This window comes from Herbaspirillum sp. SJZ106, assembly GCF_006715495.1.
GTDB lineage: Bacteria > Pseudomonadota > Gammaproteobacteria > Burkholderiales > Burkholderiaceae_D > Herbaspirillum.
Map to the genome: position 1 here is coordinate 176259 of NZ_VFNI01000005.1, position 14433 is coordinate 190691.

General features: G+C 66.0%; 12 protein-coding genes. 8 read left to right on the top strand and 4 right to left on the bottom strand.

Going from position 1 to position 14433, the window contains the following annotated elements; all coding sequences use genetic code 11:
* Positions 1–186 precede the first annotated feature (186 nt).
* The gene (locus tag FB598_RS20780; protein WP_183405890.1) at positions 187–396 is read right to left on the bottom strand and encodes a hypothetical protein; all 210 of its coding nucleotides are present in this window, start codon (positions 394–396) and stop codon (positions 187–189) included.
* Here FB598_RS20780 and FB598_RS16220 point away from each other — a divergent pair.
* On the top strand, positions 362–1126 hold the full coding sequence (locus tag FB598_RS16220) for a sulfite exporter TauE/SafE family protein (protein WP_141916386.1): 765 nt from the start codon (positions 362–364) through the stop codon (positions 1124–1126). The genes FB598_RS20780 and FB598_RS16220 overlap by 35 nt on opposite strands.
* Before the next feature lie 76 nt (positions 1127–1202).
* Here FB598_RS16220 and FB598_RS16225 read toward each other — a convergent pair whose 3' ends face one another.
* Positions 1203–3296 carry a TonB-dependent siderophore receptor gene (locus FB598_RS16225; RefSeq protein ID WP_370455034.1) on the bottom strand — a complete coding sequence of 698 codons (2094 nt, stop codon included), beginning with the start codon at positions 3294–3296 and terminating at the stop codon, positions 1203–1205.
* A gap of 264 nt (positions 3297–3560) precedes the next feature.
* Positions 3561–4547, bottom strand: a complete 987-nt coding sequence (locus FB598_RS16230; protein ID WP_255464066.1) for a LysR family transcriptional regulator — start codon at positions 4545–4547, stop codon at positions 3561–3563.
* A 294-nt stretch (positions 4548–4841) separates the two neighbouring features.
* On the opposite strand from FB598_RS16230, the gene FB598_RS16235 reads away from it, so the two are divergent.
* The 7 genes from FB598_RS16235 to FB598_RS16265 all read left to right on the top strand — a co-directional run bounded on the left by FB598_RS16235 (position 4842) and on the right by FB598_RS16265 (position 12646).
* The gene (locus FB598_RS16235) at positions 4842–5702 is read left to right on the top strand and encodes a MaoC family dehydratase N-terminal domain-containing protein (RefSeq protein ID WP_141916391.1); all 861 of its coding nucleotides are present in this window, start codon (positions 4842–4844) and stop codon (positions 5700–5702) included.
* A 49-nt stretch (positions 5703–5751) separates the two neighbouring features.
* On the top strand, positions 5752–6918 hold the full coding sequence (locus FB598_RS16240; RefSeq protein ID WP_141916393.1) for an acyl-CoA dehydrogenase family protein: 1167 nt from the start codon (positions 5752–5754) through the stop codon (positions 6916–6918).
* Positions 6919–6959: 41 nt separating this feature from the next.
* The gene (locus tag FB598_RS16245) at positions 6960–8324 is read left to right on the top strand and encodes an MmgE/PrpD family protein (protein WP_141916396.1); all 1365 of its coding nucleotides are present in this window, start codon (positions 6960–6962) and stop codon (positions 8322–8324) included.
* Between the two features lie 46 nt (positions 8325–8370).
* Complete coding sequence (locus FB598_RS16250) at positions 8371–9561, top strand: CaiB/BaiF CoA-transferase family protein (protein ID WP_141916398.1); 1191 nt, start codon at positions 8371–8373, stop codon at positions 9559–9561.
* 17 nt (positions 9562–9578) lie between these two features.
* Positions 9579–10400 carry a CoA ester lyase gene (locus FB598_RS16255; protein WP_141916401.1) on the top strand — a complete coding sequence of 274 codons (822 nt, stop codon included), beginning with the start codon at positions 9579–9581 and terminating at the stop codon, positions 10398–10400.
* A gap of 36 nt (positions 10401–10436) precedes the next feature.
* Positions 10437–11561: a zinc-dependent alcohol dehydrogenase family protein gene (locus FB598_RS16260; protein WP_141916403.1), complete on the top strand. Its 1125-nt coding sequence runs from the start codon at positions 10437–10439 to the stop codon at positions 11559–11561.
* A 92-nt stretch (positions 11562–11653) separates the two neighbouring features.
* The gene (locus FB598_RS16265) at positions 11654–12646 is read left to right on the top strand and encodes a TRAP transporter substrate-binding protein (protein WP_141917046.1); all 993 of its coding nucleotides are present in this window, start codon (positions 11654–11656) and stop codon (positions 12644–12646) included.
* Between the two features lie 61 nt (positions 12647–12707).
* On the opposite strand, the gene dhaL is transcribed toward FB598_RS16265, so the two are convergent.
* A complete protein-coding gene (gene dhaL, locus FB598_RS16270) occupies positions 12708–14420 on the bottom strand; it encodes a dihydroxyacetone kinase subunit DhaL (RefSeq protein ID WP_141916406.1) in 1713 nt (570 codons plus the stop codon).
* Positions 14421–14433 lie beyond the last annotated feature (13 nt).

Here is a 14433-nt window from a genome sequence, read left to right on the forward strand (position 1 = left end):
TTCCTTTGCATGAGGTGAGGAACGGTTGGTGACCGTCTTTTGTGCCGATTGTGGTACATCATGCATGCCATTGCATTCCAGGAGATCGGTCCGGGCGGCGCGCGCATGCCCAGGCTTATGACAGCCCGGGCCGGCTGCGCTACACTGACGGGCTTGGCAGGCGCATGCAGCGGGGCGCTGCAGAGCCTACTTCTTGACCACCATGTAGATGGCCAGCGCGATGATGGCGACTACGCCTATTTCCAACGCGAATACGATGGCGCCGCTCATGACAGTCTCCTTGTCTGATTTGAACGCCGCACGGCAGGGCTGGCAGTGATGCCAGGCCATGCCTGTGCGGCAGACCCGTAACTTTACACCGATGATGGATTCTTTGTTTTTGTCGAGCGCGCTCAACTTCCTGCTGGGCGGCGTGCTGGGGGCGATGGGCGGGCTGTTCGGGATCGGCGGCGGGCTGATCGCCATTCCGGTGCTGGGTTATTTGTACGGCATGGACCAGCAACTGGCGCAGGGCACCTCGCTGGTGATGATCGTGCCCAACGTGGTGATCGCCTTCTGGCGCTACAAGCAGCGCAACCGGATCGAATGGAGTTCGGCATTGATGATGTGCGTGCCGGCGGTGGTGACCACCTATTTCTCGGCGCGCGTGGCCACCAGCATCGATGCGCGCAGCCTGCATTTCTGCTTTGCCGCCTTCATGGGCCTGCTGGCGTTGTACTACCTGTGGACCTTGCTGCGCCGGCAGCGCAATGTGCAGTCGTCCATCGTGCTGCCGCGCAAGTACATCTTCGCGGTGGGCATGGCGGCTGGGGCGTCGGCGGGGTTTTTCAGCGTCGGCGGCGCGATCGTCGCGGTACCCATGCTGACGGCTTTCTTCGGCGCCACGCAGACCGCGGCGCAAGGGCTGGGGCTGGCGATGGTCACGCCGGGCACGCTGGTGGCGCTATGGACCTATGCCCATGCCAGCCATGTCGACTGGGCGGTAGGCATCCCGATGGCGCTGGGCGGCATGCTCAGCATTTCATGGGGCGTGGCCTTGGCGCACCACCTGCCGGAGCGCCGCTTGCGCATCCTATTTTGCGGCGCGCTGATCGCCTTGTCGATCTGGATGATGTTCAACGGCTGAGCGGGGCCGCGGGGCAATGCAAAACGGGGAGCCAGCGCGGCTCCCCGTTTTGCGTTGGAAAGGGCGCCTGCCCCGTTCAGAGATCCACCTTGATCCGGGCCACGACGCTGCGCTCGGCGCCGGGCGTGACGTACAGCGCATTCCACGACGAGGTGTAGTAGTTGCGGTTGAACAGGTTGTGCACATCCAGCGAGAGCCGTACGCTCTTGCTCACCTGCCAGTAGCTGAGCAGCTTGACAATGGTGTAGGCCGGCAGCGAGTAGGTATCGCCGGTGTTGCCCGAACGGTTGCCCACGTAGTTCACGCCGCCGCCCACGCCATAGCGGCTGCCGTTGGCCAGGGCGTCTTCGCGGATCGCCAGCAGGCCGGCGCTGAACTGCGGGATGTTGCTCAGGCGCGTGCCGGCGGCCAGCGTCTTGTCCTTGGTCACGCGGGCGTCGGTCCAGGCGAAATTGCCGGAGAGGCGCCAATGGGTGTCGATCTGGCCGTAGACATCGGCTTCGAAGCCGCTGCTCTTGACTTCGCCGGCCGCTACCGAGTAGCCGGGCACGTCGCTGGCGGTCAGCACATTGGTCTTGGCGATGTCGAATACGGCGAAGTTGGCGCCCAGGCGGTCGTCGTCGGTCTGTATTTTCCAGCCGGCTTCATAGGCGGTGGAATGCTGCGGATCGAACGCGCGCCCATTGATGTCCGTGCCGTTGTTGGCGCGGAAGGATTTGCCGGCCGACAGGTACAGCGAACTCCACGCATTGGGCAGATACGTCACGCCGGCGCGCGGCGATAGCGCGCTTTGGCGCTGCGAGATGTCGGTGTTGGCCACGCGGTTCTGCAGATTCTGGTCGTACTGGTCCCAGCGCAGGCCGGCCAGCAGCTTCCATTGCGGCGACAGGCTGAGCTGGTCCTGCACGAACAGGGCCTTGACGCGCTGTTGCTCGTCCGAACTGGAGGTGCGGCTGGTCAGCGCCGGCGCCGGCTTGCCGTAGATGGGATCGTAGATATCGATCGGGTAGTTGGCCGAACGCAGGATCTCGGTGTTCATCCACAGGCTGGAGGCTTCGGCGCCGAACAGCAGCGTGTGTTCGATGCCGCCGGTCTTGAGCTTGCCTTCCAGCTCGGCCTGGAACGAGGTATCGCGCGAGGGCAGCTGGCGCCAGGTGGCCTGGCGGTTGAGGGTGCGGTTATCGGTCGCCAGAGAAGTGGCTTCGGTGTAGTTGCCGCTGAAGGTGCTTTCCTTGTAGCTGGCGCCAAAGCGCGCGCGCCAGGTGTCCGAGAGCGTGCGATCCAGCGTCAGCTGGTGGGTATTGCTGGTCAGCGTCATGTTGCCATCGGCCGGTTCGTTGAGCACGCGGTCGCGCGGCAGCGTGCCCAGCACGCCGCGCACGTTGATTACGCCGCGGTCCAGCGGCGTATTGGCGCGCAGGAATTCTCCCTCGTAGTTGAGGATGGTGCTGCTGTCGATGACCCAGGCAAAGGCCGGCGCGATCAGCGAGCGTTTGTTGTGCAGCAGGTTGGAGCGGCTGTCGCCTTCCTCGGCCATCAGGTTCAGGCGATAGGCCAGGTTCTGCGTGAGTGGGCCGGTGCTGTCAAAGGTGGTGCGGCGCAGGCCGCGGCTGCCGATGGACAGGTCGGCTACATTGCGCGAGGTGAACTCCGGCTTTTTGGTGACGATATTGATGGTGCCGCCGGGCTCGCTGCTGCCGTAGATGGCCGAGGCCGGTCCCTTCAGGAACTCGAAGCGTTCCACGGTGGCGGTATCGCGCGGGGGATTGTAGCCGCGCGAGCCGGGAAAGCCGTTGACCAGGAAACCCATGTCGGTGCTGCTGAAGCCGCGGATGCCGAAGTTGTCCCAGGTGCCGCCGAAATCGTTCAAGCGGGCGATGCCGCTGACGAAGTCCACCGTGTCGGCCAGGCGCAATGCGCCAAGGTCTTCGATTTGCTGGGCGCCCATGACGCGCACCGACTGCGGCACTTCGCGCAACGGGGTGTCGGTGCGGGTGGCGCCGCTGCTGCTGGATTGGCGATAGGAACGGGTGGCGGCCTTGTCGGTGAACACCTGGATTTCCGGCAGGGCGCCTTCGGCGGCTTCGCTGCCGGCGCCTTGTGCGCAGGCGAAAGGAGAAGCGGAGAGCAAGCCAGCGGCAAGAACGCGAGCAGAGGCCGAGTTGGCCATGCGGACAAACATAAGAATCCGTAAATATTCGAAAAAACGGGATTCTAAATGATAATTGTTATCTTTTGTAAATTTATGTTTGCGGCGCGGCAGGTCTTATTCCGTGCCCCCAGATCCGTTGCCCCCAGAGCGGGATTATTGCTGCAGAGTCTTTGATGGCGGGGCACCGTCGGATGCGTGCCGGGGGCATGCGCTGCACAGGGGCGGAAAAACGAATAAGGCCGGTAGCCGGCACAGCGCCGGCATCGGGGACGCCGGATTGCCTTATCCGAATTTGACGTCGCTGCGACGTTTCTTCCTCGCTGCCTTGGCGATGGCGCTGACATTGCCCTCGGCGGCAGTATCGGCGGCATCGGCGGCTTGCGCCATCTGCTCGCCGATGAAGTCGACCAGGTTGCGCGCATGCGGCGACAGCGTGTCGATGTCCTGGAACACCATGCTGCGCTCGCGCACGCTCCAGGGGTCGGACAGTTCGACGATGGCCAGTTGCATGGTCTGTTGGTGGCGTTGCGCGGCCGACAGCGGCACGATGCCGATGCCGACGTTGGTCTCGATCATGCGGCACATGGCTTCGAAGCTGCGCACCTGGATGCGCAGCTTGAGCCGCTGGCCGTTCTCCGACACGATCTTGTTGAGGAAGTGATGCAGCGTGCTGCCTTCATGCAGGCCGACGTGTTCGTACTCCAGCGTTTCCACGAACGGGATGGCGCCGGCGCCGGCCAGCGGATGTTCCAGCGCGGTGGCCAGCACCAGGCGGTCGGTGGAGAAATTGAGGATGGCCAGTCCGTCGCCCTGTACCGGACCGGCCACGATGCCGATGTCGGCGGTGCCTTCCTGGATGCCGCGCATGATGTCGTGGTTGAGCCGCTCTTCCAGCGCCACGTTGACTTGCGGATACAGCGCCAGGAACTTGCCCAGGATCTCCGGCATGAATTCGGTCACCGCCGTGGTATTGGCGAAGATGCGGATATAGCCCTTGATGCCGTTGTTGTACTGCTGCATATCGCTCTTGAGGTGCTCGACTTGCTGCATGAACAGTTGCGCATGGTGCAGCAACGTCTGCCCGGCCGGGGTCAGTTGCACGCCCTTGCTTTCGCGGTAGAGCAGGCGGGTGCCGAAGCGCGTTTCCAGTTCCTTGATGCGGTTGCTGGTGGCCGCCAGCGACAGGTTCATGCGCTCGGCGCTGCGCGTTAAGCTGTTGAGTTCGGCGATCAGGATGAAAAGGCGCAGGTCGGTCAGGTCGAAGAGCATGGTGTGTTCCGGCTGATGGTGACTAAGGATGCAGAGGGCGCGTTCGCGCTGCACAGAAATCTTGCGCTTGTGCGTCGCCTTGGTGGTTTGCCATGTTACGCCGATTTGCCGATGCCCATGCCGGCTGTTCTTGCTGCGTCGCCGCATGCGCGCCTTGTTCCGAGGCGCGGAACGCATGGGGCGTGGCTTCATCCTTGCCAAAGCCCCCCTTCCAAAAATACAGATTGTCCTCCAGCCGACGCCGGAACAGACTTGCCCGCATTCCAACGGATCAACAAGAATGCAGAGGAGCACATGTCGAATCAGGATCTCGATCTGACGATGCTGCGGCAATGGGTGGACAAGACCGAAGGCCGCGAAGACCACATCAACCCGGCTTTCGCCGCGGCGCTGGCGGCCACCATCGACGGCCCGCGCCAGCCGCAGGCGGGCGAGGCCTTGCCGCCGCTGTGGCACTGGATCTATTTCTGGACGGTGTGCAAGCAATCCGAAGTCGGCGCCGACGGCCATCCCCAGCGCGGCGGTTTCTTGCCGCCGATTCCCTTGCCGCGCCGCATGTGGGCCGGCGGCCGCCTGCGCTTCGCGGCGCCGCTGCCCATCGGCGCGGCCGCGCACAAGACCTCGCGCATCGCCAGCGTCGACGTCAAGCAGGGCCGCAGCGGCGCGCTGGCCTTCGTCACCGTCAAGCATGAGATCGGCTACGGCGGCCAGGTCTGCATCCATGAAGAGCACGACATCGTCTACCGCGACATGCCGCGGCCCGGCGCCGCGCCGGTGCCGCCCAAGGCGGCGCCGACGGGCGCGCAGTGGAAGCGCCGCGTCGATCCCGATCCGGTGCTGCTGTTTCGCTATTCGGCGCTGACCTTCAATGGCCACCGCATCCACTACGACCGCAGTTACGTCACCGGCGTGGAAGGCTATCCCGGCCTGATCGTGCACGGCCCGCTGATCGCCACCTTGCTGGCCGACCTGCTGGCGCGCGAGCTGCCGCAGGCGGTGCTGCGCGAATTCAATTTCCGCGCGGTGGGCAGCCTATTCGACACCGAGGGCTTCGAGCTGTGCGGCAAGCTGGCCGCCGACGGCAAGTCGGCCGAGCTGTGGGCGCAGAACCTGCGCGGCGAGCTGGCGATGCAGGCCGAGGCGATCCTCGGCTGACCCGATTCCCCTGATTCATCAATAACCGATAACGTTCCGGAGACTTACCATGTCGTATCAGGCGCCCAATGACGCTTATGGCGATTTGCGCGATGCAGTGCGCGATCTGTGCAATACCTTTCCCCCCGAATACTGGCGCAAGGTAGACGAAGCGCGCGGCTATCCCGAGCAATTCGTCGATGCGCTGACCAAGGCAGGCTGGCTGGCGGCATTGATTCCGCAAGACTACGGCGGCTCCGGGCTGGGCCTGACCGAGGCCTCGGTGATCATGGAAGAGATCAACCGCACCGGCGGCAACTCCGGCGCCTGCCACGGCCAGATGTACAACATGGGCACGCTGCTGCGCCACGGTTCGGAGCAGCAGAAGCAGCTGTACCTGCCCAAGATCGCCAGCGGCGAGCTGCGCCTGCAGTCGATGGGCGTGACCGAACCCACCACCGGCACCGATACCACCAAGATCAAGACCGTGGCCGTCAGGAAGGGCGACCGCTACGTGGTCAACGGCCAGAAGGTGTGGATCTCGCGCATCCAGCACTCCGACCTGATGATCCTGCTGGCGCGCACCACGCCGCTGGACCAGGTGAAGAAGAAATCGGAAGGCATGTCGATCTTCCTGGTCGACCTGAAGCAGGCCATCGGCCGTGGCATGGAAGTGCGCCCCATCCTCAACATGGTCAACCATGAGACCAATGAACTGTTCTTCGACAACCTTGAAATCCCCGCCGAGAACCTGATCGGCGAAGAGGGCAAGGGGTTCAAATACATCCTCGACGGGCTCAACGCCGAACGCACGCTGATCGCCGCCGAGTGCATCGGCGACGGCTACTGGTTCATCGACAAGGCGGCGCAGTACGCCAAGGAGCGCGTGGTGTTCGACCGCCCGATCGGCATGAACCAGGGCGTGCAGTTCCCCATCGCCGACAGCTTCATCGAACTGGAAGCGGCCAACCTGATGCGCTACAAGGCCTGCGAACTGTTCGACGCGCACCAGCCCTGCGGCGCCCAGGCCAACATGGCCAAGTTCCTGGCGGCCAAGGCCTCGTGGGAAGCGGCCAACGTCTGCTTGCAGACGCACGGCGGCTTCGGCTTCGCCTGCGAATACGACGTTGAGCGCAAGTTCCGCGAGACCCGGCTGTACCAGGTGGCGCCGATCTCGACCAACCTGATCTATTCCTACGTGGCCGAGCACATCCTCGGCCTGCCGCGCTCGTTCTGACGCCTGTAGTTCTGAGCCTGTATAACAACAAGGAGACGCCCATGAGCCAGACCAGCGACAGCCCATCCCGCACCCTGGCCGCCTTCCTGGCCGGCCTGCGCTACCGGGACATCCCGCCGGCGGTGATCGCCCGCGCCGAAGACCTGTTCCTCGACTGGTTCGCCTCGGCGCTGGCCGGCAAGGGCGCGCGCCAGATCGAGATCATCGAGCGCTATGCCGCCGCGATGGGGCCGCAGGATGGGCCGAGCACCATCCTCACCAGCCGCAAGTCCAGCTCGCCTTACTTCGCGGCGCTGGTCAACGGCGCCTCTTCGCACCTGGTCGAGCAGGACGACGTGCATAACGGTTCGGTGTTCCACCCGGCGGCGGTGGTGTTCCCGGCCGCGCTGGCGGCGGCGCAGGATCTCGGCAAGTCGGGCGCCGAGCTGCTGGCGGCGGCGGTGGCGGGTTACGAGGCGGGCATCCGCATCGGCGAATTCATGGGCCGTTCGCACTACTGCGTGTTCCACACCACTGGCACCGTCGGCACGCTGGCCGCCGCGGTGGCGGTGGGCAAGCTGATGGACTTCGACATCAACCAGTTCCTGCACGCGCTCGGTTCGGCCGGCACCCAGGCCGCCGGCCTGTGGGAATTCCTGCGCGACGCCGCCGATTCCAAGCAACTGCATACCGGCAAGGCCGCCGCCGATGGCCTGCTGGCGGCCTACCTCACGCGCGACGGCTTTACCGGCGCGCAGCGCATCCTGGAAGGGGCGCAAGGCATGGCCGCCGGCATGTCGTCGGATGCCGATCCGGCCAGGCTGACCGACGGCCTGGGCACACGCTGGGCCACGGCCGAGACGTCGTTCAAGTTCCACGCCTCCTGCCGCCATACGCATCCGGCAGCCGATGCCTTGCAAGTGCTGATGCAGCGCGAAGGCTTGCGCCACGACCAGATCGCCGCCGTCAACACGCGCGTGCACCAGGGCGCCATCGATGTGCTGGGGCCGGTGCTCAATCCGCAGACGGTGCACCAGGCCAAGTTCTCGATGGGCACCGTGCTGGGCCTGATCGCGGTGCACCAGCAGGCCGGCCTGACCGAGTTCGAGCAGCAGGCATTGCAGGATCCGCGCGTTGCGCAGTTCCGCGAGAAAGTGAAGATGACGCTGGACAAGGAGGTCGACGGCGCCTATCCCGCGCGCTGGCTAGGCCGGGTGGAGGTGGAAACCACCGATGGCCGTAGATTGTCGGCGGCCGTCGATGTGCCCAAGGGCGATCCGGACAATACGCTGTCGCGCCCCGAGCTGGAGCGCAAGGCGGCCAAGCTGATCGCTTTCTCCGGCGCCGCCAGCGACGCCGAGATCGGCAACATCATCGCGCGCGCCTGGCGCCTGCACGAAGAAAAACAACTCTCCGAACTGTTTTGAGCGGGGCCGGCCCGGCCGCCCCGGGTGAAGGAAAAAAGGAAACATCATGCTGCACTCCAACCGCCCCCTTGAGGGCATCACCGTCATCAGCCTGGAACACGCGATTGCCGCGCCGTTCTGCACGCGCCAACTGGCCGATCTCGGCGCCCGCGTGATCAAGATCGAACGCCCCGGCGTGGGCGATTTCGCGCGCGGCTACGATACCCGCGTCAATGGCCTGTCATCGCACTTCGTCTGGACCAACCGCTCCAAGGAAAGCCTGACGCTGAACCTGAAGGATGACGAGGGCAAGAAGATCATCGGCAAGCTGCTGGAGCAAGCCGACGTGCTGGTGCAGAACCTGGCACCAGGCGCGGCCGCCGGCCTGGGCCTGTCGGCCGAGGTGCTGCACCAAAAGCATCCGCGCCTGATCGTGTGCGACATCTCCGGCTATGGCGAGGACGGCCCTTACCGCGACAAGAAAGCCTACGACCTGCTGATCCAGAGCGAGGCCGGTTTCCTGTCCGTGACCGGCACGCGCGACGACATGGCCAAGGCCGGTTGCTCGATCGCCGACATCGCCGCCGGCATGTATGCCTATTCCAATATCCTGGCCGCGCTGATCAAGCGCGGGCGCGACGGCAAAGGTAGCCACATTGACCTCTCCATGCTGGAGGCGTTGACCGAATGGATGAGCTTTCCCATGTACTACGCCTACCAGGGCGCGTCGGCGCCGGTGCGCTCGGGCGCCGAGCACGCGACCATCTACCCTTACGGCCCCTTTGCCGCCGGCGACGGCAAGACGGTGATGCTGGGCCTGCAGAACGAGCGCGAGTGGAAGGTGTTTTGCGAAGTGGTGTTGCGGGACCCGGCGCTGGCGTCCGACGAGCGCTTTTCCAACAACTCGCGTCGCCATGAGCATCGCGACGCATTGCGCGCGCTGATCCTCAAGATGTTCGCCGATATGACTGCAGAGCAAGTCGTGGCGCGACTGGACGAGGCCCAGATCGCCAACGCCGGGGTGAGCACCATGCAAGACCTGTGGCAGCACCCGCAACTGGCCGCGCGCCAGCGCTGGACCGAAGTCGGCTCGCCGGCCGGCGCGCTGCCGGCCTTGCTGCCGCCGGGCGCCAACGACAGCTACGACTACCGCATGGATGCGGTGCCGGCGCTGGGCCAGCACACCGACGGCATCCTGGAATCGCTGGGTTACGGCGCCGAACAGATCGCGGCGATGCGCGCACGGGGGGCGGTGTGATGGCAGCGCCGCAGACGATGTCCGCAGCCAGCTACCTGTTCGTGCCGGCCAATCGTACCGATCGTTATGCCAAGGCGTTGGACAGCGGCGCCGACGCGGTGATCGTCGATCTGGAGGACGCCGTCGGACCGCAATTGAAGGATGAGGCGCGCGCCGCGCTGGCCGGATGGCTGCGGCACAACGGCGCGCAACCCAGGTTGTGGGTGCGCGTCAATGCCGCGGACACCGCCTGGCACGAAGCCGATGTGGCCGCTTTTGCCGGTATGGACATCGCCGGCATCGTGCTGCCCAAGGCGGAGCATCCGGCGGCCGTTGCCGCCATCGCCAGACGCTTGAAGGAGCACAGGCAGGGCGTGATCGCCCTGATCGAGACTGCGGCCGGCATCGCCGCCATGCGCGACATCGCGCGTACGGCCGGCGTGGCGCGGCTGGCCTTCGGCTCCATCGACCTGCAGGTGGACCTGGGCATGCAATGCGATGCCATCGAGAGCGAGCTGGCGCACTTGCGGGTGGAGATGGTGCTGGCCTCGCGTCTGGCCGGGATCGCGCCGCCCATCGATGGCGTGACCACCACGTTCGATGGCATGCCGTTCCTGGCGGCCGCCGTGCAGCGCTCGCTGCGCCTGGGTTTCGGCGCCAAGCTGTGCATCCATCCCAGGCAAGTGGCGGCGGTCAACGCAGGCTTTCGCCCCACGGCAGGGGAACTGGCCTGGGCGAAGGCGGTGATGGCGGCCGTGGACAAGAGCGACGGCGGCGCCATTTCGCTGGACGGCAAGATGATCGACAAGCCGGTGATCCTGCAGGCGCAGCGCTTCCTGCAACGCGGCGGCGTCGTGTAACCTGAATGTTTCTTCCCAACAGCTAAGGAGCGAGACATGAAAATCCAGGCCGCCGTATTGCGCGAAATGACCGACGTCCACCCATTTGCGCAGAGCCAGCCGCTGAAGATAGAAGAGCTGGAACTGGATCCGCCCGGTCCGGGCGAGGTGTTGGTGAAGATGAAGGCCGCGGGCCTGTGCCATTCGGACCTGTCGGTGATTACCGGCGTGCGTCCGCGCCCGGTGCCGATGGCGCTGGGGCATGAGGCGTCGGCCGAGGTGGTGCAGGTGGGCAGCGGCGTGACCGACCTGCGCGCCGGCGACCCGGTGGTGCTGGTGTTCGTGCCCAGCTGCGGCCATTGCATGCCTTGCATGGAGGGCCGGCCGGCGCTGTGCGAACCGGGCGCCGCGACCAATACGCTGGGCGAACTGCTGTCGGGCCAGCGCCGCCTGCATCAGCAGGGTGGGCATGTGAACCATCACATGGGCGTGTCGGCCTTTGCCGACCATGCGGTGGTGTCGCGCCGTTCCTGCGTCAAGGTCGAGGCCGACATCGATCCGGTCGAGGCGGCGCTGTTCGGCTGCGCGGTGTTGACCGGCGTGGGCGCGGCGGTCAATACGGCCGAGGTCAAGGCCGGCACCAGCGCGGTGGTGCTGGGCCTGGGCGGCGTCGGCCTGTGCACGATGCTGGGGGCGCTGGCCTCCGGCGCGCGCGAGGTGATCGCGGTCGACCTGCACGACAGCAAGCTGGAAGTGGCGAAGTCGCTGGGCGCCACGGCCACCGTGAACGCGCGCGACCCGGATGCGGTGGAGAAGGTCAAGGCGCTCACCAAGGGTGGCGTCGATTACGCGTTCGAGATGGCCGGCTCGGTGCAGGCGATGGAAATGGCCTACCGCATGACGCGCCGCGGCGGCATGACGGTGACCGCCGGCCTGCCGCCGCCGGACGCGCGCTGGCCGCTGCAGCAGGTCAGCCTGGTGGCCGAGGAACGTACGGTCAAGGGCAGTTACATCGGTTCCTGCGTGCCGCTGCGCGACATCCCGCGCTACATCGGGCTGTACCAGGCCGGCCGCCTGCCGATCGACAAACTGATGGGCGAGCGCATGGCGCTGGCCGATATCAACCGCGGCTTCGACCGTTTGCACAGCGGCGAAGGATTGCGGGACCTGATCGTGTTTTAACGCCTCCGCGCGGAGGCATCACAAGGAGGAGACCCGGCATGACCAAAAAAACATTCAGCAGCACGAGAAGGGCGATCCAGGCCGCCATTGCCATGGCCGGCCTGGGCGCCCTGGCGCTGCACTCGCCATTTGCATACGCGCAGCAGCCCATCGTCATCAAGTTCAGCCACGTGGTGGCCAACGACACGCCCAAGGGCAAGGGCGCCGAGCGTTTCAAGGAACTGGCCGAGAAGGCCACCCACGGCCGCGTGAAGGTCGAGGTCTATCCGAACAGCACGCTGTACAAGGACAAGGAAGAGCTGGAAGCGTTGCAACTGGGCGCGGTGCAGATGCTGGCACCGTCGCTGGCCAAGTTCGGCCCGCTGGGCGTGAAGGAGTTCGAGGTGTTCGACCTGCCTTACATCTTCCCCAACCGCACGGTGCTGCAGCGCGTGACCGAAGGAGCGGTCGGCCAGGGGCTGTTCCAGAAGCTGGAAGGCAAGGGCATCAAGGGGCTGGCCTACTGGGACAACGGCATGAAGGTGATGACGGCCAACAAGCCCTTGCACAAGGTCTCGGACTTCCGTGGCTTGAAGATGCGCATCCAGTCCTCCAAGGTGCTGGACGAACAATTCCGCGCCCTGAAGGCCAATCCGCAGGTGCTGGCGTTCTCCGAGGTGTACCAGGCGATGCAGACCGGCGTGGTGGATGGCAGCGAGAACACGCCTTCGAACGTCTTCACGCAAAAAATGCATGAGGTGCAGACCAACCTGACGGTGTCCGACCACGGTTACATCGGCTATGCGGTGATCGTGAACAAGAAGTTCTGGGATTCGCTGCCGGCCGATGTCCGCACCCAGCTGGAAGGGGCGATGAAGGAAGCCACGGCCTATGCCAACACCATCGCGCAGAAGGAAAACGACGATGCGCTGGCCGCCATCAAGGCCTCCGGCAAGACCAAGGTCTATTACCTGAGCGATGAAGAAAAGGCCGAGTGGCGCAAGGCATTGATGACCGTGCACAAGAGCATGGCGTCGCGCGTCGGCAAGGACCTGATCGACGCCATCTACAAGGAAAGCGAAGCCGCTGGCGTGAAGATGAACTGACCGAACTGACGCCGGCTGCCTTATTGCAAGCCGATTTTTTTTGCGGCGTGCCCAAGGCGCCTCAGAGCTTCAGGGCATCCCGTACCGATGCGAGCCACAAGGCGGCGGCATGCGCGCCCGGATCCGGGTGGCCCAGCGCGCGCTGGCCGATATAGCTGGAGCGGCCGCGCCGCGGCACCATCGCTGCCGTAGCGCTGGCGCCTTCGGCGGCGGCGGTCGCGGCGGCGGCAACGGCGGCATGGGCATCGGTCGAGGATGACAGGGCAGAGCGCATCGCCTCGGCGGCCGGCAGCAATGCGTCGACCATGGTGCGGTCGCCGGCCCTGGCGCCGCCCAGTTCCATCACGCCGGCCACCGCTTCGCTGAAAGCGGCGGCCCAGCCCGCGGCATCGGCGCGGCCTTGCTGTTCCAGGCTGGCGGCGGCGCGCATGAGCATGATCGCGTACAACGGCCCCGAGGTGCCGCCGACCACGCGGCGCACGGTGGACGACATGGCGCGCAATACCGCGGCCGGATCCTGTTCCGACGGCCAGTCGCCGATCTCTTCGCGTATGCTTTGCGCGGCGCGCGCCATGCTGATGCCGAGGTCTCCGTCGCCGACCTTCTGGTCCATGTCGGTCAGCACGGGTTCGGCCTGTTCCAGGCAGGCACAGACGGCATCGATCACGCGGCGCAGTTGGGCGTCGCGCGACAGGCGTTCGGTGTGGGCGGACGGCGGGGGGACGGGGGCGACGTGCATCGCGGCGTCGGCCGCGGCCGCCACGCGCCCACCGGTGGACGGCCAGGCCGGGGCTGGTGTTGCCGCATCCAGCAGCGCCAGGCGTTGCTCGTCCACGCGCAGCAGGGTCAACGAAATGCCCGCCATCTCCAGCGCCGACAGGAAGGTGCCGGCCCAGGCGCGTTCGACCCGGATGCCGCGCTGCGCCAGCAGCTTCATTGCCGCGCCGGCGACGATGTCCAGTTCGCTGGCCGGCGTGCCGCCCAGGTTGTTGACCAGCAGGGCGACGCGATCGCCGTGCTCCAGCTTGAGGTCGTCGGCGATCTGCCGCAGCAGGCGCGCCACGGCTTCATCGGCCGATACCAGCATGCCGCGCTCGATGCCGGCTTCGCCGTGGATGCCCAGGCCCCATTCGATTTCGTTGTCGGCCAGCGTGAAGCCGGGCTTGCCCGCCGCGGGAACGGTGCAGGGCGTGAGCGCCACGCCCATGGTGCCCAATGCGGCGGCGGCTGCGCGCGCGGCTTGCGCCACCTCGGCCAGGGATGCCCTCCGGGCGGCCGCGGCGCCGGCGATCTTGTGCACCAGCACGGTACCGGCCAGGCCGCGTCGCCCGGCATGGTCGCCATGGGCCGACAGGGCGACATCGTCGGCCACCACCACCATCTCCACCGCGATCCCCTGGGCGCGCGCGATCTCGGCCGCGAGGCCGAAGTTGAGGCGGTCGCCGGTGTAGTTTTTCACGATCAACAGCACGCCGGCCGGGCCGGCGACGGCGCGGATGGCGTCCAGCACGGCGTCGGTGGAAGGCGAGGTGAATACTTCGCCGGCCACGGCCGCGCTGAGCATGCCGGCGCCAACGTAACCGCCGTGCGCCGGCTCATGGCCGGCGCCGCCGCCAGAGATCAGCGCGACTTCGCCGCGTGCGGCAGCCTCGCGGGCGTCGGCGCGCAGCACGATGTTCTTGCCCTGCAAGAGCGACAGGTGTGGGTGCAGTGCGGCCAGGCCGGCCAGCATGTCGGGGACGACATGGGCGACGTCGTTGATGAGTTTCTTCATGTCTCGCTGGTCC

What these genes read in the sequence shown, in the direction of transcription:
- FB598_RS16230 (WP_255464066.1), bottom strand. Translation starts at nt 4,547, where the DNA reads ATGCTCTTCGACCTGACCGACCTGCGCCTTTTCATCCTGATCGCCGAA.
- FB598_RS16235 (WP_141916391.1), top strand. Translation starts at nt 4,842, where the DNA reads ATGTCGAATCAGGATCTCGATCTGACGATGCTGCGGCAATGGGTGGAC.
- FB598_RS16240 (WP_141916393.1), top strand. Translation starts at nt 5,752, where the DNA reads ATGTCGTATCAGGCGCCCAATGACGCTTATGGCGATTTGCGCGATGCA.
- dhaL (WP_141916406.1), bottom strand. Translation starts at nt 14,420, where the DNA reads ATGAAGAAACTCATCAACGACGTCGCCCATGTCGTCCCCGACATGCTG.
- FB598_RS16220 (WP_141916386.1), top strand. Translation starts at nt 362, where the DNA reads ATGATGGATTCTTTGTTTTTGTCGAGCGCGCTCAACTTCCTGCTGGGC.
- FB598_RS16260 (WP_141916403.1), top strand. Translation starts at nt 10,437, where the DNA reads ATGAAAATCCAGGCCGCCGTATTGCGCGAAATGACCGACGTCCACCCA.
- FB598_RS16245 (WP_141916396.1), top strand. Translation starts at nt 6,960, where the DNA reads ATGAGCCAGACCAGCGACAGCCCATCCCGCACCCTGGCCGCCTTCCTG.
- FB598_RS16225 (WP_370455034.1), bottom strand. Translation starts at nt 3,296, where the DNA reads ATGGCCAACTCGGCCTCTGCTCGCGTTCTTGCCGCTGGCTTGCTCTCC.
- FB598_RS16250 (WP_141916398.1), top strand. Translation starts at nt 8,371, where the DNA reads ATGCTGCACTCCAACCGCCCCCTTGAGGGCATCACCGTCATCAGCCTG.
- FB598_RS16255 (WP_141916401.1), top strand. Translation starts at nt 9,579, where the DNA reads ATGTCCGCAGCCAGCTACCTGTTCGTGCCGGCCAATCGTACCGATCGT.
- FB598_RS16265 (WP_141917046.1), top strand. Translation starts at nt 11,654, where the DNA reads ATGGCCGGCCTGGGCGCCCTGGCGCTGCACTCGCCATTTGCATACGCG.